This window comes from Arhodomonas aquaeolei DSM 8974 (assembly GCF_000374645.1).
Classification (GTDB): Bacteria; Pseudomonadota; Gammaproteobacteria; order Nitrococcales; family Nitrococcaceae; genus Arhodomonas; species Arhodomonas aquaeolei.
The window spans coordinates 89116-112767 of the sequence record NZ_KB894806.1 but is presented as its reverse complement, the minus strand read 5'-3'; the positions used below and the strand labels follow the sequence as shown (position 1 = coordinate 112767).

General features: G+C 70.9%; 18 protein-coding genes. 11 read left to right on the top strand and 7 right to left on the bottom strand.

Annotation, left to right across the window (positions count from 1 at the left end):
• Positions 1-6: 6 nt before the first annotated feature.
• From C516_RS0109195 to def, 6 genes are all read right to left on the bottom strand, one after another.
• Positions 7-1347 (bottom strand): sigma-54-dependent transcriptional regulator, encoded by a 1341-nt coding sequence (locus C516_RS0109195; RefSeq protein ID WP_026321067.1) that lies wholly within the window; start codon positions 1345-1347, stop codon positions 7-9.
• Entirely contained in the window at positions 1344-3563 is a 2220-nt protein-coding gene (locus tag C516_RS0109190; RefSeq protein ID WP_018718084.1) for a sensor histidine kinase, read from the bottom strand. The genes C516_RS0109195 and C516_RS0109190 overlap by 4 nt, the downstream gene beginning before the upstream one ends.
• The gene (locus C516_RS0109185) at positions 3542-4117 is read right to left on the bottom strand and encodes a DUF4390 domain-containing protein (protein ID WP_018718083.1); all 576 of its coding nucleotides are present in this window, start codon (positions 4115-4117) and stop codon (positions 3542-3544) included. The genes C516_RS0109190 and C516_RS0109185 overlap by 22 nt, the downstream gene beginning before the upstream one ends.
• A complete protein-coding gene (rsmB, locus tag C516_RS0109180; RefSeq protein WP_018718082.1) occupies positions 4102-5433 on the bottom strand; it encodes a 16S rRNA (cytosine(967)-C(5))-methyltransferase RsmB in 1332 nt (443 codons plus the stop codon). Before rsmB ends, C516_RS0109185 begins: the two co-directional genes overlap by 16 nt.
• Positions 5417-6346: a methionyl-tRNA formyltransferase gene (gene fmt, locus C516_RS0109175; protein WP_018718081.1), complete on the bottom strand. Its 930-nt coding sequence runs from the start codon at positions 6344-6346 to the stop codon at positions 5417-5419. Before fmt ends, rsmB begins: the two co-directional genes overlap by 17 nt.
• An 89-nt stretch (positions 6347-6435) precedes the next feature.
• Positions 6436-6972, bottom strand: coding sequence for a peptide deformylase (gene def, locus C516_RS0109170; RefSeq protein ID WP_018718080.1), 537 nt, complete (start codon positions 6970-6972; stop codon positions 6436-6438).
• A gap of 128 nt (positions 6973-7100) precedes the next feature.
• Between def and C516_RS0109165 the strand changes: the two genes are divergently transcribed.
• The 10 genes from C516_RS0109165 to lpdA all read left to right on the top strand — a co-directional run bounded on the left by C516_RS0109165 (position 7101) and on the right by lpdA (position 21057).
• Positions 7101-8135 (top strand): LysM peptidoglycan-binding domain-containing protein, encoded by a 1035-nt coding sequence (locus C516_RS0109165; RefSeq protein WP_018718079.1) that lies wholly within the window; start codon positions 7101-7103, stop codon positions 8133-8135.
• Positions 8132-9244 (top strand): DNA-processing protein DprA, encoded by a 1113-nt coding sequence (gene dprA / locus C516_RS0109160; RefSeq protein ID WP_018718078.1) that lies wholly within the window; start codon positions 8132-8134, stop codon positions 9242-9244. The genes C516_RS0109165 and dprA overlap by 4 nt, the downstream gene beginning before the upstream one ends.
• A gap of 32 nt (positions 9245-9276) precedes the next feature.
• Positions 9277-9753, top strand: coding sequence for a Smg family protein (locus C516_RS0109155; RefSeq protein WP_018718077.1), 477 nt, complete (start codon positions 9277-9279; stop codon positions 9751-9753).
• Between the two features lie 117 nt (positions 9754-9870).
• Positions 9871-12204, top strand: a complete 2334-nt coding sequence (locus tag C516_RS0109150) for a DNA topoisomerase I (protein WP_018718076.1) — start codon at positions 9871-9873, stop codon at positions 12202-12204.
• 7 nt (positions 12205-12211) lie between these two features.
• On the top strand, positions 12212-12769 hold the full coding sequence (tsaC, locus tag C516_RS0109145; protein ID WP_018718075.1) for an L-threonylcarbamoyladenylate synthase type 1 TsaC: 558 nt from the start codon (positions 12212-12214) through the stop codon (positions 12767-12769).
• Positions 12762-13349, top strand: a complete 588-nt coding sequence (gene mobA, locus C516_RS0109140) for a molybdenum cofactor guanylyltransferase MobA (protein WP_018718074.1) — start codon at positions 12762-12764, stop codon at positions 13347-13349. Before tsaC ends, mobA begins: the two co-directional genes overlap by 8 nt.
• A gap of 18 nt (positions 13350-13367) precedes the next feature.
• Entirely contained in the window at positions 13368-14288 is a 921-nt protein-coding gene (gene hemF, locus C516_RS0109135; protein ID WP_018718073.1) for an oxygen-dependent coproporphyrinogen oxidase, read from the top strand.
• Positions 14289-14689: 401 nt separating this feature from the next.
• Positions 14690-17365 (top strand): pyruvate dehydrogenase (acetyl-transferring), homodimeric type, encoded by a 2676-nt coding sequence (gene aceE / locus C516_RS0109130; RefSeq protein WP_051088213.1) that lies wholly within the window; start codon positions 14690-14692, stop codon positions 17363-17365.
• A gap of 75 nt (positions 17366-17440) precedes the next feature.
• On the top strand, positions 17441-19186 hold the full coding sequence (gene aceF / locus C516_RS0109125; RefSeq protein ID WP_018718071.1) for a dihydrolipoyllysine-residue acetyltransferase: 1746 nt from the start codon (positions 17441-17443) through the stop codon (positions 19184-19186).
• A gap of 77 nt (positions 19187-19263) precedes the next feature.
• Entirely contained in the window at positions 19264-21057 is a 1794-nt protein-coding gene (gene lpdA / locus C516_RS0109120; RefSeq protein ID WP_018718070.1) for a dihydrolipoyl dehydrogenase, read from the top strand.
• 17 nt (positions 21058-21074) lie between these two features.
• Here lpdA and C516_RS0109115 read toward each other — a convergent pair whose 3' ends face one another.
• Positions 21075-22439: a phosphohexomutase domain-containing protein gene (locus C516_RS0109115; protein WP_018718069.1), complete on the bottom strand. Its 1365-nt coding sequence runs from the start codon at positions 22437-22439 to the stop codon at positions 21075-21077.
• A gap of 116 nt (positions 22440-22555) precedes the next feature.
• Between C516_RS0109115 and C516_RS0109110 the strand changes: the two genes are divergently transcribed.
• The gene (locus C516_RS0109110; RefSeq protein ID WP_018718068.1) at positions 22556-23578 is read left to right on the top strand and encodes a 3-oxoacyl-ACP synthase III family protein; all 1023 of its coding nucleotides are present in this window, start codon (positions 22556-22558) and stop codon (positions 23576-23578) included.
• Positions 23579-23652: the final 74 nt, after the last annotated feature.

Here is a 23652-nt window from a genome sequence, read left to right as displayed (position 1 = left end):
GCCTGACTAGCCCCCTTCCTTCGGGTCGATACCGAGCGCGCGCAGTTTGCGATAGAGGTGGGTACGCTCCATGCCACTCAGCCGCGCGAGCTGGGCGACGCTACCCTCGGCGCGCCGAAGCTGGCGCTGGAGATAGGCCCGCTCGAAGGCCTCGCGGGCCTCGCGCAGGGGCAGGTCCAACCACAGCTCCGTGCCCGTCGACTCGCCATTGTGCGCGCGCTCGGCGAGCACGCGGTCGACCTCGTCGACGTCGATATCCAGCCCGTCGCCGAGCAGGAGCAGCCGCTGGACGAGGTTGCGCAGCTCGCGCACGTTCCCCGGCCAGAGGTGGTTGCGCAGGCGGTTCTGGGCGGCCACGGTAAACCGCCGGTAGACCAGCCCCTCGCGCTCGACGAGGTCGTCGACGAAAAAGGCCACCAGCTCCGGGATGTCCTCGACGTGGTCGCGCAGCGGCGGCACCACCACGGGCACGACATTGAGCTGGTAGAACAGCTCCTCGCGGAAACGTCCGGCCCGCACCGCCGCCTCCAGCTCCAGGCTGGCCACGGCGACGACGCGGCAGCTCAGCGACACGGACTCGCCGCCGCCCATGCGCTGGAAGTGCCCGGCGTCGAGCACCGCGGTGAGGCGGGTCTGAGCGGCCTCGTCCAGGTCGTCGAGCTCATCGATGACCAGCGTCCCGCCGGCGGCGGCCTCCAGCCGCCCGGGCCGGCCGCCGTGGCGTCCGAACAGCGCCTCGGACATCGACTCGCCGGCGGCGTTCGCCGGCACGAACTCCACCAGCGGGCCCGGCTGGGCGCGCAGGCCGTGGATGTAGCGCGCCAGCGTCTTGCGCCCGCTGCCGGCCTCGCCGGTGACCAGCACCGGCGAGCGCGCCTGGGCCAGGCGACTGGCCTGCTCGCGCAGCCGCACCATGAGTTGGCTGCGCCCTACCGGGGCAAGGACCTGCGGGGGCTCGGCGGTTGCGTTGGCACCGGGATGCTCGGCCAGGGCCTGCTCCACGGTAGCGAGCAGCTTACCCAGAGACAGGGGCTTCTCGATGAAGTCGACCGCGCCCAGGCGGGTGGCCTCGACGGCGGTCTCCACGGTGCCGTGCCCGGAGATCATCACCACCGGGAAGGCCGGCCCGCCGGCGCGGACCCATTCCTTGAGCAGCGAGATCCCATCCTCCTCGGGCATCCAGATGTCGAGCAGGACCAGGTCCGGGGGGGCCTCGGCGAGGCGCTCGCGGGCCTGGGCGGCGCTCTGCGCGGTGGCCACCGCGTAGCCCTCGTCCGCGAGGATCTCCTCGACCAGCTCACGGATATCCGGCTCGTCGTCCACTACCAGGACTCTGGCGTGCGTCATCCCCTCTCCTCGACAGTGCTGCGCACCAGCGCCCGGTGCGGCTCGCCGGCCACCGGCAGGCGCACGGTGATCCGGGCCCCGTCGCGCAGGTTACGGGCGGATATGCGCCCATTATGTTCCTCAACGATCTTCTTGACGATGGCGAGCCCCAGTCCGCTGCCCCGGGGCTTGGTGGTGACGTAGGGCTCGAAGAGCTGATCAAGGACCTCCTCGGCAAAGCCCGGGCCGTTGTCGGTCAGGCACAGCTCCACCTGCCCGGCGTAGCGGCCGGTGCCGGTCCGCGTGGTCACCGTGAGCCGGCACGGCCGGCCCTCGCCGTCCGCCGCCTCCTGGGCGTTGCGGATGAGGTTGTTGAGCAGCTGGCGCAGCCGGCCCGGGTCCGCGCGCAGCGTCGGCAGGTCCCCGGCCAGGTCCAGGGTGAACGCCACCGCGGTGGTATCGTCGCCGCGGTGGAGCTCGACCACGTCCTGGACCAGGGCGTTGAGGTCGACGTCCACGAGGCTCAGCCGCGGCGGACGGGCATACTCGGAGAAGGCATTGACCATCGCCTTCATCGCGTCCACCTGCTGGATGATCGTGCGCGTGGCACGCTCCAGGCGCTCGGCGTCCTCCGCCTCCAGGCGGTCGCTGAGCTTGTGCTGGAGCCGCTCCGCGGAGAGCTGGATGGGCGTGAGCGGATTGCGGATCTCGTGGGCGAGACGCCGGGCGACCTCGCCCCAGGCGGCGTCGCGCTGGGCCTGGATGAGGGTGGTGACGTCGTCGAAGACGATGACGTGGCCGCCGGCGGTGCGCCCCCCGGGGAGGGCGGCGCCGCTGCAGATGAGCATGCGCCGGCCTTCGTCCGTATCCAGGGTGAACTCCTCGCGCCACTCGCCGCCGCCGGCGGCGGAGCGGGCCTCCACCAGCTCCACGAACGGCTCGAACGCCGGATGATTGGAGACCAGCACCCGCAGCCGCCCGCCCGCCGCCTGGGCCAGCGGCACCGAGAGGATGTCGACCGCGGCCTGGTTGTAGGTCCGCAGCCGACCGTACTGGTCCAGCGCCAGCACCCCCGAGGACAGCCGCCCGAGCACCGTCTCCAGATAGGCGCGCTGGGCCTCCGCCAGCACCTGGCCGCGGCGGGCCTCGTCCCGCGACTGCGCCACCCGGCGGCTCATCTCGTTGAACGAGCGCACCAGAAAGCCGAGCTCGTCGCGGCCGCCGTCCGGGAGCTGGGTGCCGTAATCGCCCTCGGCGAGGGCCCGCGTGCCCTCGGCGAGGCCGCTGATCGGCGCAACCAGCCGCCGCGCCAGGTAGAACGCCGACCACACGGCGAACAGCAGCGACATCAGCAGCACCAGCGATAGGGTGAGTATGAAACTGTCCTTGAGCGGGCCGCGCAGGTAGGCGAGTTCGCGGTACTGCGCGAATGCCTGCTGCACGTCCCCGGCGAGCTCGTTGAGCCGCGGCGAGATCGGGAAGAGCGCGAGCAGGAAGCGCGGGTTCTGGGGCTGCGCCGGGTTGGGCGCGGGCACCGCGGCACGGATATTCAGGCCGCTGCCCTCGATGGGATCGAGACTGACGTACGGCCGGCCCTGGCGGAGCTGGAGCAGGACCTCGTCCTCCGGCCGGTTGGGCAGGATGCTCTCGGTATCCCGCGTGCTGGAGGCGATGATCCGGCCGTTGCTGCCGAACAGGGTGAGCTCGGCGGCGTTCATGCGCTCGCGCAGGTCACCGATGGTGAAGGTCATGGCGCCCTCGGGCACGGTGGTGAGCTCGTCGGCCGCCGACTGCACGCGCTTGAGCAGGTCGCGCATGCGCAGGTCCAGCGACGCCTGGGACAGGCTCAGGGCGTCGTCCAGGGCCTGCTCCACGCGCACGTCGAACCAGCTGTCGATGCCACTGCGCAGGAACTGCATGGAGAACGCGTAGACGACGAGCCCGGGGACCACGGCGAGCAGCGCGAACAGCGCCATGATCCGCCCGGTAAGACGGCTGCCCGGGCGCGCCTCGCGCAGCGAGCGCACCAGCCGCCAGACATTGACGCCGATGACCGTGACCAGCGCCACCAGCGCGGCGGCGTTGAACAGCAGCAGCCAGCTGTAGAGCTGCCCGAACATTGCCGAGTTCTCGGTCGCGGCGTTGAGCAGGTACAGCGAGACGAGCAGCGCCACGCACAGCGCGAGCCGCACGGCGCCCTCGCTTTTGAGCCGTTTCAGGAACCCTGCAATGGCCATCGCCGCCAGTCACTCTCGAGCTGCCACTCGGGGGAGAGGTAGGCCATGGAACGCAGCGGCCGGGGCAGCGCGTCCGTGTCCAGGGCCGCGCGGGCGGCGACGGTATAGCGCACCCCCGACTCCAGCCGCGCGACACGCACCACCGTGACGTCCCGAATGTCACCCGCCGTCTCCAGCAGCCGATCCAGCGTGCGGAAACTGCGTGGCTCGCCCTCGTCCAGGGGCAGGAGGACGTAGCGCTCGCTCAGCGCGTGATACTGCAGGCGGTAACGGTGCGAACGGCTCACGAGTGTGGCCTCCCACAGCCCCCACCACGTGGAGCGAAGCACCTCGACGTCCAGCCGCACCTGCAAGGGGACGCCGTTACGCAGCGCCTCGCGGGCGGCATCGCTCAGCCGGTAGTCGATGCGCGCGTCGAGGTACCAGACGCCGTCACGCTCGTTGAGCTCACCGGCACGAATGCGCACGTGGCCGTCGGCGGCAGGGGCTGCCGCAGGCAGCGCCGCGCACACCAGTGCGAGTGCCAGCACGGTGGCGCTCAGCCACCGGCACATGGCGACTTGTCGAAGCAGGCGTAGTAGAAGCCGTCCATCCCGCCCTCCCCCGGCAGGAGCTGATGACCGACGCCGGTGGCACGCCCCGCCGGCAGCCCCGGCGCGACGACCCGCGCATCCGCGGTGCCGGCGGCAAACGCCGAGGCCACCGCCTCGTTCTCGGCGTGCAGCAGCGAGCAGGTGGCATACACCAGCCGCCCGCCCGGCGCGAGCAGTGGCCAGAGCGCACGCAGCAGCGCCGCCTGGGTCTCGGCGAGACGCGGTATGTCCGCGGCCCGCCGCAGCCACTTGATGTCCGGGTGACGGCGGATCACCCCGGTCCCCGAGCACGGCGCGTCCAGCAGAACGCGCTGGAACCGATCACCATCCCACCACGTCTCGGGGTGGCTTGCATCCCCGGCGCACAGATGGGCGGACAGCCCCAGGCGCGCCACGGTCGCGCCGACGCGCTCCAGGCGCGTGGCGTCACTGTCCAGCGCCAGCACGGAGAGGTCGTCACCGCGCTCGAGCAGGTGCGCGGTCTTGCCCCCGGGGGCGGCGCAGGCATCGAGCACGCGATCCCCGGCGGCGGGGGCGAGCAGCCCGGCGGCGAACTGCGCGGCACCGTCCTGCACCGAAACCTCGCCCGCGGCGAACCCCGGCAGGGCGGTGACCGCCACCGGTGCGTCCAGCACCAGTGCCTCCGGCAGCCCCGGCAGGGGCCGCGCCGTGATACCGGCGGCGACCAGCCGGGCGGCGTAGGCCTCGCGGGTGGTGCGACGGCGGTTCACCCGCAGGGTCATGGGCGGGCGCGCCAGGCAGGCGGCGGCGACCGCGTCCCGGGCCTCGGGCCAGTCCGAGCGGATCGCCGCGTCCAGCCACTCCGGCAGCGCCGCGGCGACCGCCGGGTCCCGGTCGGCCCGTGCCAGCAGCCGCTCGCGTTCGCGCTGGAAACGCCGCAGGCAGCCGTTGACCAGCCCCGCCGCGCGCCGGCGGCCCAGGGCGCTGGTGACCGCGACGGTGGCGGAGACCGCGGCATGGGGCGGTACCCGGGTGTGCTCGAGCTGGTAGAGCCCGACCACCAGCAGCGGCTCCAGGACCCGGTCCCGGGGTCTCAGGGGCCGGCTCAGCAGGGCGTTCACCACCGCCTGCAGGCGGCGATACCAGCGCAGGCTGCCGTAGGCGAGCTCGTGGGCAAGGGCGGCATCGGCGGCACCGAGCCCCGCCTCCAGGGCCGGCAGCTCGCGGGCCAGTGACCGGCCGTGGAGCACCACCCCGGCCACCGCCTCCACAGCGGCGCGGCGGGGGGCGACGCCGGTCTCAGCCGAGCCGCTCACCGGCCTCGATCCCGACACCGTTGAGGAAGCTGGCCACCGGCTGGCGCCGGCGCCCCGGGGCCTGAACCTCCAGCAGGCGGAGCACGCCGTCACCGGTGGCGACATCGACGCCCCCGGGGGCAACGGCGATCACGGTCCCCGGCGGCACGTCCGCCCGGTCCGGCCGCACCTCTGCACGCCAGAGCCGCAGCTCGCCGTCGCCCCGGCGGGTCCGCGCCACCGGCCACGGGTCGAAGGCGCGGATACGCCGCTCGATCGCCGCCGCGGGCTCGTGCCAGTCGATCCGGGTCTCGGCAGTCTCCAGCTTGTCCGCATAGGTGACGCCGTCCTCCGGCTGTGGCCGCTCCGGCAGGCGCCCGGCGACCCAGTCCGGCAGCACCCGTGCGATCAGGGATGCGCCCATGGCGGCGAGGCGGTCGTGCAGGCTGCCGCCGGTATCCTCCGCGCCGATGGGGGTCGCCTCGCACTCGATCACCGGCCCGGTGTCGAGCCCGGCGGCCATGCGCATGATGCACACGCCGGTATGCGTATCGCCGGCGAGCAGGGCGCGCTGAATGGGGGCGGCACCGCGCCAGCGCGGCAACAGCGAGGCATGGATGTTGAGGCAGCCATGGACGGGGACGTCGAGCACTGTCCGGGGCAGGATCAGCCCGTAGGCCACCACCACCATGACGTCCGGCTCGAGCGCGGCGAGGGTGGCGCGGGCATCGGCGTCACGCAGGCTCTCCGGCTGGTACACCGGGATGCCGTGCGCCTGTGCCGCCTGCTTCACCGGCGACGGCCGCAGGCGCCGGCCCCGCCCGGCCGGGCGGTCCGGCTGGGTATAGGCGGCGACCACGTTGAACCCCGCCTCGACCAGGGCGGTCAGCGCGGGAACGGAGAAATCGGGGGTACCGGCGAAGACGACTCGCAATGCTGCTCCCGTTCGCAGTGGGCGTATGGCCGTGGAGTAGGCGGGTCCGGATCGGCGGGCGCCGGTCCGGGCGGGACGGGCCGGCGCGCTCAGCCGGCCTCGCGTGCCGCCTGTCCCGCGGGCTCGCCGCGCTGCCGCGCCTGCTTCTCCAGGCGACGACGCAGGCGCTTGCGCTTGAGATCGGAGAGGTAGTCGACGAACAGCCGGCCCTCGAGGTGATCCATCTCGTGCTGGATGCACACCGCGAGCAACCCCTCGGCCTCGAGGGTGAAGGGCTCACCGTCGCGCCCGGTCGCCTCCACGGTGACGTGCTCAGCACGGCGCACCGCCTCAAAGTACTCCGGCACCGACAGGCAGCCCTCGTCGCTGACCGTCTCGCCGTCGCGGGTGGTGATCCGTGGATTGACGAACGCCAGCGGGCGGCTGCGATCCTCGGAGACATCCATGACGATGATCCGCTCGTGGACATCCACCTGGGTCGCCGCCAGGCCGATACCGGGGGCGGCGTACATCGTCTCGAACATGTCGTCGATGAGCCGGACGACGCGCTCGTCGACGGCCTCGACGGGGCTCGCCACCGTGCGCAGACGGGGATCGGGATAGTGCAGAATGTCGAGCTTGGCCATGGCGTTGGGAATCCGTTGCGGGGCGCGCAGCAACGCTGCTAATGTTACGATATCCTCAAATGAACGATCATAACGGATCCGGGGCACTGGCGGCCAGCTCGAAAGCGGCGCCGACACAGGGATTGTCCATGCTTAAGAAGACTCTCGCGTGGGCGCTCGGCGCCCTTCTGCTGAGCACCGTGGTTTCGGCGCAGGACCCCCGCATCAGGGCCGATCATCCCACCACGTATACGGTGCAGCCGGGCGACACCCTCTGGGACATCTCCGGGCGTTTCCTTACCGAGCCGTGGTACTGGCCGGAGATCTGGCACGAGAACCCGGACATCGAGAACCCCCACCTGATCTACCCGGGCGACGTGGTGCGCCTGACCCTCGTCAACGGGGAGCCGCAGCTCAGCGTCGAGCGCGGCGGCGGCACCATCAAGCTCTCCCCCGAGGTCCGCGTCGAGCAGCTCGACGACGCCATCCCGGGCATCCCCATGGAGGCGATCCGGCCCTTCCTCAGCGGTGACCGCGTTGTCGAGGCCGGCACGCTGAGCGACGCCCCTTACGTCGTGGCCGGCGGCGACGAGCGCGTGATGAGCGCCACCGGCGACCCCATCTACGTCCGCGGACTCGACGGCAGCGACGCCAACAGCTGGGACGTGGTGCGCAAGGAGCAGACCTTCCGCGACCCCGCCAGCGGCGAGGTCCTCGGCGTCCTCGCCCAGTATGCGGGCAGCGCACGGGTGCGCGAGCACGGCGACCCGGCGACGCTGGTGCTCACCGACAGCACCCGCGAGATCCTCGCCGGCGATCGTCTGCTGGAGGCGAGCGACGAGCCCTTCGACAGCCAGCTCGTGCCGGCCGCCCCGTCCCAGGACGTCGACGGCGTGATCATGGCGGTCATGGACGGCGTCAACCAGATCGGCCAGTACGATGTGGTCGCACTCAATCTCGGCAGGCGTGAGGGCATGAAGACCGGCCACGTGCTCACCGTGCTCGAGAAACCGCGCAGCGTGGAAGACCCTTACAGCAAGGACGACGAGGTGGTCACCCTGCCGGCGGAGCGCGAGGGCGTGCTGATCGTCTTCCAGGTCTTCGAGCGCATGAGCCTCGGTCTCGTCATGGAGGCGAACCGCGCCATGGCCGTCGGCGACACGGTGCGCACCCCCGAACGATGAGCCCGCCGCGCGAGCCGCGGACGGCCTGGCTGCGGCTGCTGCGCACCCCCGGGGTCGGCACCGCCACGTTCACCGCCATACTCGAGGCGTTCGCGACGCCGGAGGCCTTCCTGGACGCGGACGCCGCCACGGTCCGGGCCGCCGGCCTGAACCCGGCCCTGCGTGACGGCACGCCCGGCGCCGACGACACCGGCGTGACCGCGAACCTGGACTGGCTGGCAGGCCCGGACCACCACCTGATCACCCGCAGCGACCCCCGCTACCCCGACGGCCTGCACGCCATCGCCGATCCGCCGCCGCTGCTGTTCGTCAACGGCGACCCCGCCGTGCTCGCCCGCCCCCAGCTCGCGGTGGTGGGCAGCCGCAAGCCGAGCCGCGGCGGCGAGGACAACGCCCACGAGTTCGCGCGCTACCTCGCCGGAAGCGGGCTGACCATCACCAGCGGTCTCGCCCTGGGCATCGACGGTGCCGCCCACGCCGGCGCCCTCGCCGGCGGCGGCACGACGGTAGCGGTCACGGCCACCGGCCCGGACCGGGTCTACCCCGCACGACACCGCGACCTCGCCCGGCGGATCGCCGGCGGCGGCGCCATCGTCACCGAGCTGCCCACGGGGACCGGCGTGCGCCGTGAGCAGTTTCCCCGCCGCAACCGCCTGATCAGCGGGCTCGCCATGGGCGTGCTGGTGGTCGAGGCCGGGGTGCACAGCGGCTCGCTGCTCACCGCCCAGCACGCCCTGGAGCAGGGCCGCGAGGTGTTCGCCATCCCGGGCTCCATCCACAACCCCATGGCCCGCGGCTGTCACGCGCTGATCCGCCAGGGCGCGAAGCTGGTGGAATCGGCCCGGGACGTGTTCGACGAGCTGCCCCCGATCGCCCTCCCCGGGGACGGCGACATCCCCGCCGATACCGGCGCCGGCGCGCCCCAGGCGGGGCTCGGCGAGGACTACGAGCAGGTGCTGGAGGCCCTCGGACACGACCCCGTGGCCTTCGACGTGCTGGCCGGGCGCACTGGATTGACGGCCGATACGCTTTCCTCCATGCTGCTGATACTCGAGCTCAAGGGGCATGTAACTGCCTGCTCCGGCGGGCGCTACGCTCGCTCCCACTGAGCACCCTTCCCCTGGTCTCTCTGGGCGCGCGGATGAAAGAGAACGTCTTCGACCTGCTCATGTACCTGTTCGAGAACTATTTCTATAACGAGGAAGAACCTCAGCCGGACAGGGACTCACTCGAATCCGAGCTCTTCGATATCGGCTTCAGCCGTACGGAGATCCGCAAGGCCTTCGAGTGGCTGGACGCACTGGCACACAGCCGCGAACTCCCCGCCGTCAGCACGAGCACCCAGCGTTGCGTGCGCGTGTTCACCGCCAGCGAGCAGGAGCGCCTCGACACGGAGATGCGCGGCTTCATGCTCTACCTGGAGCAGGTGGGCATCCTCACCGCGCACAGCCGCGAACTCGTCATCGACCGGTTGATGGCCCTCGGCGACGAGGACATCGACCTGGACACGGTAAAGTGGGTCGTGCTCATGGTGCTGTTCAGCCAGCCGGGACAGGAAGAGGCATTCGCGAGCATGGAAAACCTGGTCTTCGACGGACCCAACCAGCTCGTTCACTGATCGGCTTGAGGTTGACACGCCGAGCCGCCACGTTAGTTTCCCGGTAGATCGCGGGTCCGTCCCGACCAACTCCATCTCGGACGTCGCCGGGCGCTCCGGAGACCGAACATTCTTCTTATGGGCAAAAAACTGGTCATCGTCGAGTCGCCGGCGAAGGCGCGCACCATCAACAAGTACCTGGGCAAGGACTTCGAGGTCCTGGCCTCCTACGGCCATGTCCGCGACCTCGTCCCCAAGGAGGGGGCGGTGGATCCGAAGCACGACTTCGCGATGCGCTACCAGACCATCGAGCGCAACGCCAAGCACGTCGACGCCATCGCCAAGGCAAGCCGCAAGGCCGAGGCCATCTATCTCGCCACCGACCCCGACCGCGAGGGCGAGGCGATCTCCTGGCACCTCTACGAGCTGCTCCGGGAGAAAGGCGTCGTCGACGACAAGCCCGTGCAGCGGGTGGTGTTCTACGAGGTCACCAAGCCGGCCATACAGGAGGCCATCGAGCATCCGCGGGGCCTGTCGGAAGACCTGGTGAACGCACAGCAGGCACGCCGGGCGCTGGACTACCTGGTCGGCTTCAACCTCTCGCCGCTGCTCTGGCGCAAGATCACACCGGGCCTGTCCGCGGGCCGGGTGCAGAGTCCGGCGCTGCGCATGATCGTCGAGCGCGAGCAGGAAATCGAGGCATTCGAGCCCCAGGAGTACTGGAGCGTCGAGTCCGACCTCGACCACGAGGGCCAGGCGTTCACCGGCAAGCTCGCGCGCCTCGACGGCGAGAAGGTCGAGCAGTTCACCCTCACCAACGAAGGCCAGGCCACCGACGCCACGAAGCGCCTGGAGGCCGCGGCGGACGGCCGGCTGCACGTCAGCAGCGTCGAGAAGAAACAGCGCCGGCGCAACCCGGCCGCGCCCTTCATCACCTCGACGCTGCAGCAGGAGGCCTCGCGCAAACTGCGCTTCTCCGCCCAGCGCACCATGCGCGTCGCCCAGCAGCTCTACGAGGGCGTGGACACCGGCAGCGGCGCCATCGGCCTGATCACCTACATGCGGACGGACTCGGTGAATCTCTCTCAGGAGGCCATCGGCAATCTCCGCGGCGTGATCGCCGAGCGCTACGGCGAGAAGATGCTGCCTAAGTCACCGAACCAGTACCGCACCCGGGCCAAGAACGCCCAGGAGGCGCACGAGGGCATCCGGCCCACCGATGCGCAACGGAGCCCGGAGGACCTCAAGGGCCACCTCTCCGAGGACCAGTACAAGCTCTACGACCTCATCTGGAAGCGGTCCGTGGCCTGCCAGATGATCCATGCGACCATCGACACCGTCTCCGTGGACCTCGCCGCCGGCGACGTGGGCGTGTTCCGCGCCACTGGCTCGACCATCCGCGATCCGGGCTTCATGACCGTCTACATGGAAGACACGGACGACCCCAAGGCGCCGGCCGACAACAAGGAGCGCATCCTCCCGCCCCTCGCCGAGGGCGACTGGGTCACGCTCAAGGCCATTCGCCCGGAGCAGCACTTCACCGAGCCGCCGCCGCGCTTCAGCGAGGCCTCGCTGGTGCGCGCACTCGAGGAGCGCGGCATCGGCCGGCCGTCGACCTACGCCTCGATCATCTCGACGCTCCAGCAGCGCGGCTACGTGGAGATGGACAACCGTCGCTTCCATCCCACGGACACCGGCCGGGTGGTGGCGAAGTTCCTCACCGAGCACTTCGACCGCTACGTGGACTACGACTTCACCGCACGGCTGGAGGATGACCTCGACGCCATCTCCCGCGGCGAGCGCGACTGGGTGCCGGTGCTCCACGAGTTCTGGACCCCCTTCCACGAACGCGTCGAGGACAAGGCCAACGTCTCCCGCGCAGAGGTCATGCAGGCCCGCGAGCTCGGCACCGACCCCAAGAGCGGCCGCCCGGTACAGGTACGGCTCGGGCGCTACGGACCGTTCGCGCAGATCGGGACCCGGGAAGACGAGGAGAAGCCCCGCTTCGCCAGCCTGCGCCAGGGCCAGAGCATCGACACCATCACCCTGGACGAGGCGCTGGCGCTTTTCCAGCTGCCCCGGGACCTCGGCGAGACCCCGGAGGGCGAGTCGCTGCAGGTGAATATCGGACGGTTCGGACCGTACGTGCGTTTCGGCGACAAGTTCGCCTCGCTGAAGAAGGACGACGACCCCTACACCGTCACCCGCGAGCGCGCCCTGGAGCTGGTCGCCGAGAAGAAGGAGAACGAGGCGCGGCGGACCATTCAGGAGTTCACGGACGACGGCATCCGCGTGCTGCGCGGACGGTTCGGGCCCTACGTCACCGACGGACGCAAGAACGCCAAGGTACCCAAGGAGCGCGAGCCGGAGGCCCTCACCCTGGAAGAATGCCGCGAACTCATCGCCAACGCCCCGGAAAAGAAGGGCGGCCGGCGCCGGGCCGCCGCCGGCAACAAGCGCAAGGGGCGCTGAGGCCGGCATGGACGTACGCTTCCGTCACCGCCTCGCGGCGGCCGTGCTCGACGGGGGCGGCGTGATCGCCTATCCCACCGAGGCGGTCTACGGCCTCGGCTGCGACCCATGGCAGGCGCCCGCCGTGGCCCGGCTGCTCGAGCTCAAGGACCGCCCCGTCGAGAAGGGGCTGATCCTCATCGCCGCCGACACCGGCCAGCTCCGCGACTGGGTGACCCCCGAGGCCCTGGGGGATCCACAGGTGAACGCCACCTGGCCGGGACCGGTGACCTGGATCCTGCCCGCCACCGGCGAGGCAGCGCCCTGGATCACCGGGGGACGGCCGCGGATCGCGGTCCGCATCACCGACCACGCCGATGCGGCCGCGCTGTGCCGGGCCTTCGGCGGACCGCTGGTCTCCACCAGCGCCAACCCCGGGGGCGCCGGTCCGGCGCGGAACGCGCTGCGGGTGCGCACCTACTTCGACGGCGACGTCGACCTCGTACTCGGCGGCCCCACGGGCGGCCGGGCGCGGCCCACGACCATGCTCCGCTGGCCCGACGGCGGGGTCGTACGCCATGGCTGAACGGATCACGGCGGTCATCCTCGCGGGCGGGCGCGGACAGCGCATGGGCGGCGCCGACAAGGGCCTCATCGATCTCGACGGCCGCCCCATGATCGCCCACGTCGCCGCCCGCCTGACCGGCCAGGCGGACGCGCTGGTGATCGTCGCCAACCGCAACACCGGCGAGTACGCCCGCTACGCGGACACTGTCGTCAGCGACCGTCTGCCGGACTTCGCCGGGCCCCTGGCCGGCGTACAGGCCGGGCTGGCCGCGGCGGCCCCGGGACACGCCCTGTTCGTGCCCTGCGACGCCCCGGCTCTGCCCCTGGACCTGGTACGGCGGCTGCGCGAACCGGGCGCCCCCGCAACGGTGGCCCACGACGGCCGGCGGATGCAGCCGACGTTCTCGCTGCTCGCCACCGGCATCGCCCCGGAGCTGGAGACGGCCATAGAGGAGGGCACCCGCGCCCTACACGCCTGGCTGGAACGGGCCGGGGCGGTCACGGTGGACTTCTCCGATCAGCGCGAGGCGTTCTCCAATATCAACACCGCGGCGGAGCTCGCACGCTTCCTCGGCGACCCGCCGCCACAGACCCGATAGCCACGCACGGAAGGGACCATGACCGAGCAGCCGCGCCCCGACGACGTCCGTCACTGGCTGGAGTCGCTGCAGGAGCGGATCTGCGACGCCCTGGCCGCGGCCGACGGCGCCGCCGGGTTTCACGAGGACAGCTGGCAGCGCCCCGACGGCGGCGGCGGACGCTCCCGGGTACTGGCCGGGGGCGCGGTCTTCGAGCAGGCCGGGGTGAACTTCTCCCACGTGCGCGGCGGCGAACTGCCCGCGAGCGCCTCGGCGCGGCGCCCGGAGCTCGCCGGGCGGAGCTTCCAGGCCATGGGCGTGTCCCTGGTGGTGCATCCGGAGAACCCCCACGTGCCCACCTCCCACGCCAACGTGCGCTTCTTCGTCGCCGAACACCCCGAGGCCGAGCCGGTGTGGTGGTTCGGCGGCGGCTTCGACCTGACCCCCTACTACCCGGTCCGCGAGGACGTGCTGCACTGGCACCGCACGGCCCGCGCGGCCTGCGAGCCCTTCGACACCGGGCTGTATCCGCGCCTGCGGCGCTGGTGCGACGACTACTTCCACCTGCCCCACCGCGGCGAGCAGCGCGGCGTCGGCGGGCTGTTCTTCGACGACTTCGACGAGGGCGGCTTCGAGCACGCCTTCGGCCTCACCCGCTCGGTGGGCGAGGCCTACCTCGAGGCCTACCTTCCCATCGTCGAGCGCCGCCGCCACACCCCCTGGGACGAGGCCCAGCGCCGCTTCCAGCTCTACCGGCGCGGGCGCTACGTGGAGTTCAACCTGCTCTTCGACCGCGGCACCCAGTTCGGCATCCAGTCCGGCGGGCGCACCGAATCCATCCTCATGTCCCTGCCGCCGCTGGCGCGCTGGCAGTACGGCTATCGTCCGACCCCGGGCACGCCGGAGGCAGCCCTCACCGACTACTGGCTCCAGCCCCGGGACTGGCTGACAGAGGGGTAGCGGCAAAGGGCGGACTTTTTCCGCTGCGGCGCAGCATAACGCCTGTTAACCCGACGTCAACCTGTAACCCATTGTTTTTCATGAGTGCCCGTAGGATGGCTGGCGCTGACGTCACATGATTTGTGACATAAAAGAATTAATAAACTGACGACACCGCCCTCGCCGTTACGGTAGCTTTGGACGCGCACACGTCGTACGGCTCCGGAATCGATTTCCGCAGCGCAACATTGCGGCCGGTCCGCAGCCGCGACCCAGTGTCTATACTCGACGTCAGCAAAGGCCCCCGCAGACCGGGGGGCGAAAGCCATCGCGGCGCGCGGCGATCCCGCGACGACCGCTGCCGCACAATGATAAACGTGCCACGGAACGCGGCCGCACGCGGCGATACCAGAGGTGAGACAATGGCTGCACTCAGGCAACACACGCCCATCCCCGGCGATGACGATCCCCAGGAGACCCAGGAGTGGATGGAGGCGCTCGAGGCGGTGCTCGAGTACGAGGGCACCGATCGCGCCCACTTCCTGCTCGAGGCCCTCGTGGACAAGACCCGCCGCCGGGGCGGTCAGCTCCCGTTCAAGGCGACCACCGCCTACCAGAACACGATTCCACCGCAGCACGAGGAGAAGTCCCCGGGCGACGCCGCCCTGGAGTGGCGCATCCGCTCGCTGCTGCGCTGGAACGCCATGGCGATGGTCGTGCAGGCCAACAAGGACCGCGAGGGCATCGGCGGCCACATCGCCAGCTACGCCTCCTCGGCCACGCTCTACGAGGTCGGCTTCAACCACTTCTGGCGCGCCCCCTCCAAGGACCACGGCGGTGACCTGATCTTCATCCAGGGCCACTCCGCGCCGGGCATCTATGCCCGTGCCTACCTCGAGGGGCGGCTCAGCGAGGACCGGCTGCACAAGTTCCGCTCCGATCTCTCGGAGGGCGGGCTGTCGTCCTATCCGCACCCGTGGCTGATGCCCGACTTCTGGCAGCTGCCCACCGTGTCCATGGGCCTCGGCCCGATCATGGGCGTCTACCAGGCACGTTTCCTCAAGTATCTCCACAACCGCGGCATCGCCAACACCGAGGACCGCAAGGTCTGGGTCTTCTGCGGTGACGGCGAGATGGACGAGCCGGAATCGCTCGGCGCCATCGGCGTGGCGGCCCGCGAGGGGCTCGACAACCTCATCTTCGTGGTCAATTGCAACCTCCAGCGCCTGGACGGCCCGGTGCGCGGCAACGGCAAGATCATCCAGGAGCTCGAGGGCGAGTTCCGCGGCGCGGGCTGGAACGTGCTCAAGGTGATCTGGGGCTCCTACTGGGACCCGCTGCTCGCCCGCGACACCAAGGGGCTGCTGCGCCGGCGCATGGAGGAATGCGTCGACGGCGAGTACCAGAACTTCAAGGCCAAGGGCGGCGCCTACACCCGTGAGCACTTCTTCGGGAAGTATCCCGAGCTCAAGGAGATGGTCGCCAACATGACCGACGAGGACGTCTGGCGGCTCAACCGCGGCGGCCACGACCCGCACAAGATCTACGCCGCCTACGCCGCCGCCACCAAGCACAAGGGCGAGCCGACCGTCATCCTCGCCAAGACGGTCAAGGGCTACGGCATGGGCGAGGCCGGCGAGGGCCAGAACATCACCCACCAGCAGAAGAAGATGGCCGAGGACGCCCTGAAGGCCTTCCGCGACCGCTTCCAGATCCCGGTGCCGGACGACAAGGTCGCCGAGGCGCCATTCTACAAGCCCGCGGACGACAGCCCGGAGATGCGCTACCTCCACGAGCGCCGCCAGGCCCTGGGCGGTTATCTGCCCGAGCGCCACGAGGACGCCCCGGCGCTGACCATCCCGGACCTGGACGCCTTCGAGGTGCTGCTCAAGGACAGCGGCGATCGCGAGATGTCCACCACCATGGCGTTCGTGCGGGCACTGGCGGTCATCGGCCGCAACAAGACCCTGGCACGGCACCTGGTGCCCATCGTCCCCGACGAGGCCCGGACCTTCGGCATGGAGGGGCTGTTCCGCCAGCTCGGCATCTACTCGCCCAAGGGCCAGCTCTACGAGCCCCAGGATGCCGACCAGCTGATGTACTACCGCGAGGACAAGAAGGGCCAGATCCTCCAGGAGGGGATCAACGAGGCCGGCGCCATGTCCTCGTGGATCGCCGCGGCCACCTCGTACGCCAACAACGGCATCGAGATGATCCCGTTCTTCGCCTACTACTCCATGTTCGGCTACCAGCGCACCGGCGACCTCTGGTGGGCGGCCGGCGACATGCAGGCGAAGGGCTTCCTCATGGGCGGCACCGCCGGACGGACCACGCTCAACGGTGAGGGCCTGCAGCACGAGGACGGCCACAGCCACCTGCTGACCTCGGTAATCCCGAACTGCATCTCCTACGACCCCACGTTCGCCTACGAGATGGCGGTGATCATCCAGGACGGGCTGCGGCGGATGTACCGGGACCAGGAGAAGGTCTTCTACTACATCACCATGCTCAACGAGAACTACCACCAGCCGGCGATGCCCGAGGGCGCCGAGGAAGGCATCCGGCGGGGCATGTATCTCTTCCAGCGTGGCGGGGACGCGGACAACCGGGTCCAGCTCATGGGCTCCGGGCCGATCCTGCGGGAGGTCATCGCCGCGGCGGACATGCTGCGCGACGACTGGGGCGTGGCCGCGGACGTCTGGAGCTGCCCGTCGTTCACGGAGCTGCGCCGCGACGGCATCGACTGCGAGCGCTGGAACATGCTCCACCCGGGCGAGACCCCGCGTCAGAGCTGGGTGGCACGGCAGCTCGAGGGGCATGACGGCCCGGCGGTCGCCGCCACCGACTACTTGCGCGCCTTCGCCGACCAGATCCGGCCCTACGTCGACCGGCGCTACACCGTACTCGGCACCGACGGCTTCGGCCGCTCGGACACCCGCGAGCGGCTGCGCCACTTCTTCGAGGTCGATCGCTACTACGTCACGGTGGCCGCGCTCAAGGCCCTCGCCGACGAGGGCCGGCTGAACGCCGATACCGTGCAGCAGGCCATCGCGCACTACGACATCGACCCGGACGCGCCCAACCCGGTCACGGTCTGACCCCGTGCCGATTCCCCCGGCGACCGCGGCCGCCGGGGCCGTCCGCGCGCCCGCAGCCGATCTGGAGGAACACCCGTGGCTGACACGAAGGAAATCAAGGTCCCCGACATCGGTGACTTCGACGAGGTCGACGTCATCGAGGTCCTGGTCAAACCCGGCGACACCGTCGAGGCGGAAGACTCGCTGATCACCCTGGAGTCCGACAAGGCCACCATGGAGGTGCCCTGCCCCGAGGCCGGCCGGGTCGCGGAGGTCCTGGTCTCCGCCGGCGACAAGGTCGCCGAGGGCACTGCCGTCATCACCCTGGAGGTGGCGGAGGCCGCCGGCGGCTCCGGCGACGACACCGGGACGACGGATACCACGGCGGCCCCGGAAGGGGGCACCGACTCCGCACCCGCCGCCTCCGGCAGTGAGGACGCCGGCGGCAGCAGCGCCGGTAGTGACGGCGGCACCGAGACCGTCACCGTGCCGGACATCGGTGACTTCGACGAGGTCGACGTCATCGAGGTCCTGGTCAAGCCCGGCGATACCGTCGAGGCCGAGGACTCGCTCATCACCCTGGAGTCCGACAAGGCCACCATGGAGGTCCCGGCGCCGCGGGGCGGGCGGATCGCCGAGGTCCTCGTCGCCGCCGGCGACAAGGTCTCCGAGGGCACCGCCATCGTCACCCTGGAGGGCGGCGCGCCGGCGAAGGCCGCGGACAGGGCGGAATCCAAACCCGCGGGTGACGAGCCGGAGACCGCCGCACAGGCGACCGGCTCGGAACCAGAGACCGGGGGGCCCGAGGAATCCGATGAGGGCGAAAGCGAAGTCCTCCCAGGCCCCAGCGCCGGACGCTCGCTGGAGGCCGATCACGAGCCCATCGAGCGGCCGATCGAGCCCGAGCGCCAGCGCCTCGCCCACGCGAGCCCGTCGGTGCGGCGCTTCGCCCGCGAGCTGGGCGTCGACCTCGGCACGGTGCAGGGCAGCGGACGCAAGGGCCGGATCACCCACGACGACGTCCGCGGCTTCGTCAAACGCGCGCTGCAGGGCGCCGGCACCGGGGCCGCCGCGCCGTCGGCCCAGGCCCCGGCCCAGGGTGGCATGGGCATCCCGCCCATCCCGGAGGTGGACTTCTCGAAGTTCGGCGAGGTCGAGGAGCAGCCGCTGTCGCGGATCAAGCAGAAGAGCGGCCCGCACCTGCACCGCAGCTGGCTCAACGTGCCCCACGTCACCCAGTTCGACGAGGCGGACATCACCGAGATGGAGGCCTTCCGCAAGGCCGAGAAGGCCGCCGCCGAGGAGCGCGGCGTCAAGCTCACGCCGCTGGCCTTCCTGGTGAAGGCCTCGGCGGCCGCGCTGCAGCGCTTCCCGGAGTTCAACAGCTCGCTCAAGCCCTCCGGCGACGCCCTCATCGTCAAGCACTACATCAACGTCGGCGTCGCCGTGGACACGCCCAACGGGCTGGTGGTACCGGTGGTCAAGGACGCCGACCGCAAGGGCATCTACGAGATCGCCGGCGACCTCGCCGAGCTCTCGACCAAGGCCCGGGACGGCAAGCTCGGCGCGGGCGACATGCAGGGTGGCACCTTCAGCATCTCCAGCCTCGGCGGGATCGGCGGCACGGCCTTCACGCCCATCGTCAACGCCCCCGAGGTGGCGATCCTCGGCGTGTCCAAGTCGAGCACCAAGCCGGTGTGGAACGGCAGCGAGTTCGCTCCGCGGCTGATGCTGCCGCTGTCGCTGTCCTACGATCACCGGGTGATCGACGGCGCCGCCGCCGCGCGGTTCACCAGTTACCTCGCGCAGCTGCTCGCCGACCTGCGGCGACTGGTGCTGTAACACCCGCCCGGCGACGGGCACGGGGAATTCCGCGGGCGCGCTTGCAGGCGCGCCCCCGCCAGGAGGAAAGACACGCCATGGCAGACGCAAAGGAAGTGAAGGTCCCGGACATCGGCGACTTCGACGCGGTCGACGTCATCGAGGTCCTGGTCAAGCCCGGCGATACCGTCGAGGCCGAGGACTCGCTCATCACCCTGGAGTCCGACAAGGCCACCATGGAGGTCCCGGCACCGTTCGCGGGCCGGATCAGCGAGCTCCGCATCGGCGTGGGCGACAAGGTCGCCGAGGGGGACGTCATCCTGCTCGCCGAGCCGTCGGGGGATGCCGGAGAGGCGGAAACCAGCGACGAGGGCGGTACCGACAGCGCCGGGGGCAGCGGTGAGACCGCGTCCGCCGGGGACGCCGGGCAGGCGGCCCCGCCCGCGCCGCAGCCCACCTCCGCGGGCGATGCCCCGGCGGACGCCGACTGCGACGTGGTCGTCGTCGGCGCCGGCCCCGGCGGCTACACCGCGGCCTTCCGCGCCGCGGACCTGGGCCTGAAGACGGTACTGATCGAGCGCTATCCCAGCCTCGGCGGCGTGTGCCTCAACGTCGGCTGCATCCCCTCCAAGGCCCTGCTCCACGCCGGCGCCCTACTCGAGGAGACCCGCCACTTCGCCGAACACGGCATCACCTTCGGCGAGCCCGAGATCGACACCGCGAAGCTCGGCGAGTGGAAGGACAGCGTCGTCGGCAAGCTCACCGGCGGCCTCAAGGGCATGGCCAAGCAGCGCAAGGTCGAGGTGGTCCACGGCGCCGCCGAGTTCGCCGGCAGCCACGAGCTGACCGTGCGCGGCGACGACGGCGAGCGCCGGATCCGCTTCCGCAACTGCATCATCGCCGCCGGCTCGCGGCCGGTGGCGCCGCCGGGCTTCGACCTGGACCACCCCCGGATCATGGACTCCACCGACGCCCTCAAGCTCGAGGACGTGCCGGAGCGGCTACTGGTGGTCGGCGGCGGCATCATCGGTCTGGAGATGGGCAGCGTCTATCACGCCCTGGGCTCGAAGGTGACCGTGGTCGAGATGCTCGACCGCATCATGGCCGGCGGCGATCCGGACATCGTCAAGGTCTACCGCAAGCGCATCGACAAGAGCTACGAGAACATCTTCCTGGAGAGCAAGGTCACCGCCATCGAACCGGACGACGACGGCGTGACCGTGCACTTCGAGGGCGAGAAGGCACCGGAGAGCGACCGCTTCGACCGGGTGCTGGTCTCCGTGGGGCGCCGCCCCAACAGCGACCGGCTCAACCTGGAGGCTGCAGGCGTCGGCCTCGACGAGCGCGGCTGCATCCCCGTCAACGAGCACCAGCAGACCAGCGTCGCCCACATCTACGCCATCGGCGACATCGTCGGCCAGCCCATGCTCGCCCACAAGGCCACCCACGAAGGCAAGGTCGCGGCGGAGTGCTGCGCCGGCGAGAAGAGTGCCTTCGACGCCCGGGTGATCCCGTCCGTGGCCTACACCAACCCGGAGGTGGCCTGGGTCGGCGTGACCGAGGAGCAGGCCAAGGCCGAGGGCCTGGAGATCGAGAAGGCGCAGTTCCCGTGGGCCGCCAACGGCCGCGCGCTGAGCCTGGATGCCAGCGACGGCGTCACCAAGCTGATCTTCGACGCCAGGAGCGAGCGTGTCATCGGCGGCGCCATCGTCGGCCCCAACGCCGGCGACCTCATCTCCGAGGTCTGCCTCGCCATCGAGATGGGCGCGGACTGCCACGACATCGGGCTGACGGTGCACCCGCACCCGACGCTCTCCGAGACCGTGGCGATGGCCGCCGAAGCGGCCGCCGGCACGCTCACGGACTTGTACATGCCGAAGAAAAAGAAATGATCGCGCGGGGCCGGGCGTCACCCATGCGCGAAGGCGTCCAGGCGGGCGATGAGCTCGTCGGTCTTCGCGTGCATCAGCGCCCGGTCCCCGCGCGTCTCCACGTTCAACCGCACCACCGGCTCGGTGTTGGACATGCGCAGATTGAACCGCCAGTCGGCGAGCTCGATGCTCACCCCGTCAGTGTGGTCGACGGCGACGGCGTCCGCCCCGTACTCCGCCTCCACCGCTGCGATCGCCGCCGCCGGGTCGTCGATCTCGCGGTTGATCTCGCCGCTCGCCGGAAAGCGCTCGATGCGCTCGTCGACGAGCTGGGAGAGCGGCTTGCCGGTGCGGCCGATGAGCTCGGCGACCAGCAGCCACGGCAGCATGCCGCTGTCGCAGTAGGCGAAGTCACGGAAGTAGTGATGGGCGCTCATCTCGCCGCCGTAGATGGCGTCCTCGGCGCGCATGCGCTCCTTGATAAAGGCGTGCCCGGTCTTGCACTGCACCGCCTCGCCGCCAAAGGCCCGACACAGGTCGATGGTGTTCCAGGTCAGGCGCGGGTCATGGATGACCCGCTCCCCGGGGCTGCGGCGCAGGAACAGCTCCGCGAGCAGGCCGACGATGTAGTAGCCCTCGATGAACCGGCCCTGCTCGTCGAAGAAGAAGCAGCGATCGAAGTCGCCGTCCCAGGCCACGCCCAGGTCGGCGCCGCTGTGCGTCACCGCGGTGGCGGTGACCGCGCGGCTCGCCTCGACCAGCGGGTTGGGTACGCCGTTGGGGAAGTGCCCGTCCGGCTCGTGATGAACACGCACGAGCTCGAAGGGCAACCGCGGCGCGAGGGCATCCACCACCACGCCGGCGCCGCCGTTGCCGGCATTGACCACAACCTTCAGCGGCGCCAGCGTCGCCGTATCGATGCTGCCGAGCAGGTGCTCGACGTAGTCCGACCGGTGATCGAAGGCCTCCAGGCCGCCGCGGCGCGGACGCACCACGAGCTCCGGGCCGGCGGCAAGGCGCTCGATGTCGCCGAGGCCGCTGTCGCCGCTGATCGGCCGTGCGCCCTCGCGCACCAGCTTCATGCCGTTGTGGTCCCGCGGGTTGTGGCTCGCGGTAACCATGATCCCGCCATCGAGACCGTAGTGGAACGTGGCGAAGTAGACCTCCTCGGTGCCGACGACGCCGATGTCGAGGACGTCCACGCCGCCGTCGCGGAGGCCGTCCGCGACCGCCGCGGCGATCTCCGGGCTGGACAGCCGGATATCGCGCCCGAGCGCCACCCGGCCGGGACTGAGGGCCTCGGCGTAGGCGCGGCCGATGCGCCGTGCGAGCCCGGCATCCAGGTCGTCCGGCACCCGGCCGCGGATATCGTAGGCCTTGAAGCATCCCAGCAGTTCGCTCATGACGTCCTCGCTCGGTTGAAGGGCGGTATTAAGGCGGGCAGTTTACCCGCCAGTGGTGCCCCGCCTGCAACGCGCACGGCAAAGGCAGCGGACGCCACGGGCGGGGAGGCATGCCGATGAGCCGTTTCGCCCGGGTTGTCGCCACCGGCCGCCACCTCCCCACCGAGCGCATCAGCAACGACGACCTGCTCGCCCGCCTGGGCGAGGCGCATGGCGAGCGCCTCGCCCGCTTCGAGGCCGGATCCGGCATCCACGCACGCTACCGCGCCGCCCCCGGCGAGGCCACCTCCGACCTCGCCGCCGCCGCCGCACGGCAGGCGCTGGCACGCGCGGGCATCGCCCCTGCGGATATCGACATGATCCTCGTGGGCACGGACACCCCGGACTACCCCACACCGGCGACCAGCACCGTGCTCCAGGCCAGGCTCGGCGCCCATCAGGCCGGCTCCTTCGACATCGGCTGCGCCTGCGCCTCCTTCCCCACCGCGCTCGCCACCGCCCAGGGGCTGATCGCGACCAACACCGGCGTCGACACGGTACTGGTGGCGGGGGCCTATCTCATGAGCCGGCACACCGCCGACGACGACCCCATGGGCTTCTTCTACGGCGACGGCGCCGGGGCGGCGGTAGTCACCGCCGGCGACCGGCCCGGCGTGCTCGGCGCGGCCTTCGAGGCGGACGGGCGCTACGCCGACTACTGGGGCATCGACGCCGGGGGCACCGTCGAGCCCGCCTCCGCGGCGGCCGTTGCCGCCGGGCGACACCGCGTCCGGGTCAAGCACCGCTACCCGCCGGAGGTCAACGAGACCGGCTGGCCGCGCCTCGTGCGGCGCCTGGTCGCCCGCTGCGGCCTGGCGGTGGCGGACATCGACCACGTGATCTTCACCCAGATCAACCGCTGCACCATCGAGCACGCGTGTGCGGCGCTGGGGCTGACACCCGAGCGCGCGGTGATGATCATGGGCGAGTGGGGCTACACCGGCTCCGCGTGCGTGCCCATGGCGCTCGACCACCTCCTTGGCAGCGGCCGCGCCGCCGCCGGGGACCGGGTCGTGCTGCTCGGCTCCGGCGTGGGCTACAACATGGCCGCCGTGGCCCTGGAGATCGGCAGCGACGCCCTGCGCGCCAATCCGGGGTGACGGCGGGACACGCAGGCGCGTCACGGCGCTACACTGGCAGCAGGCCGCCACCGGATAAAGGCGGTTCCCGTGGA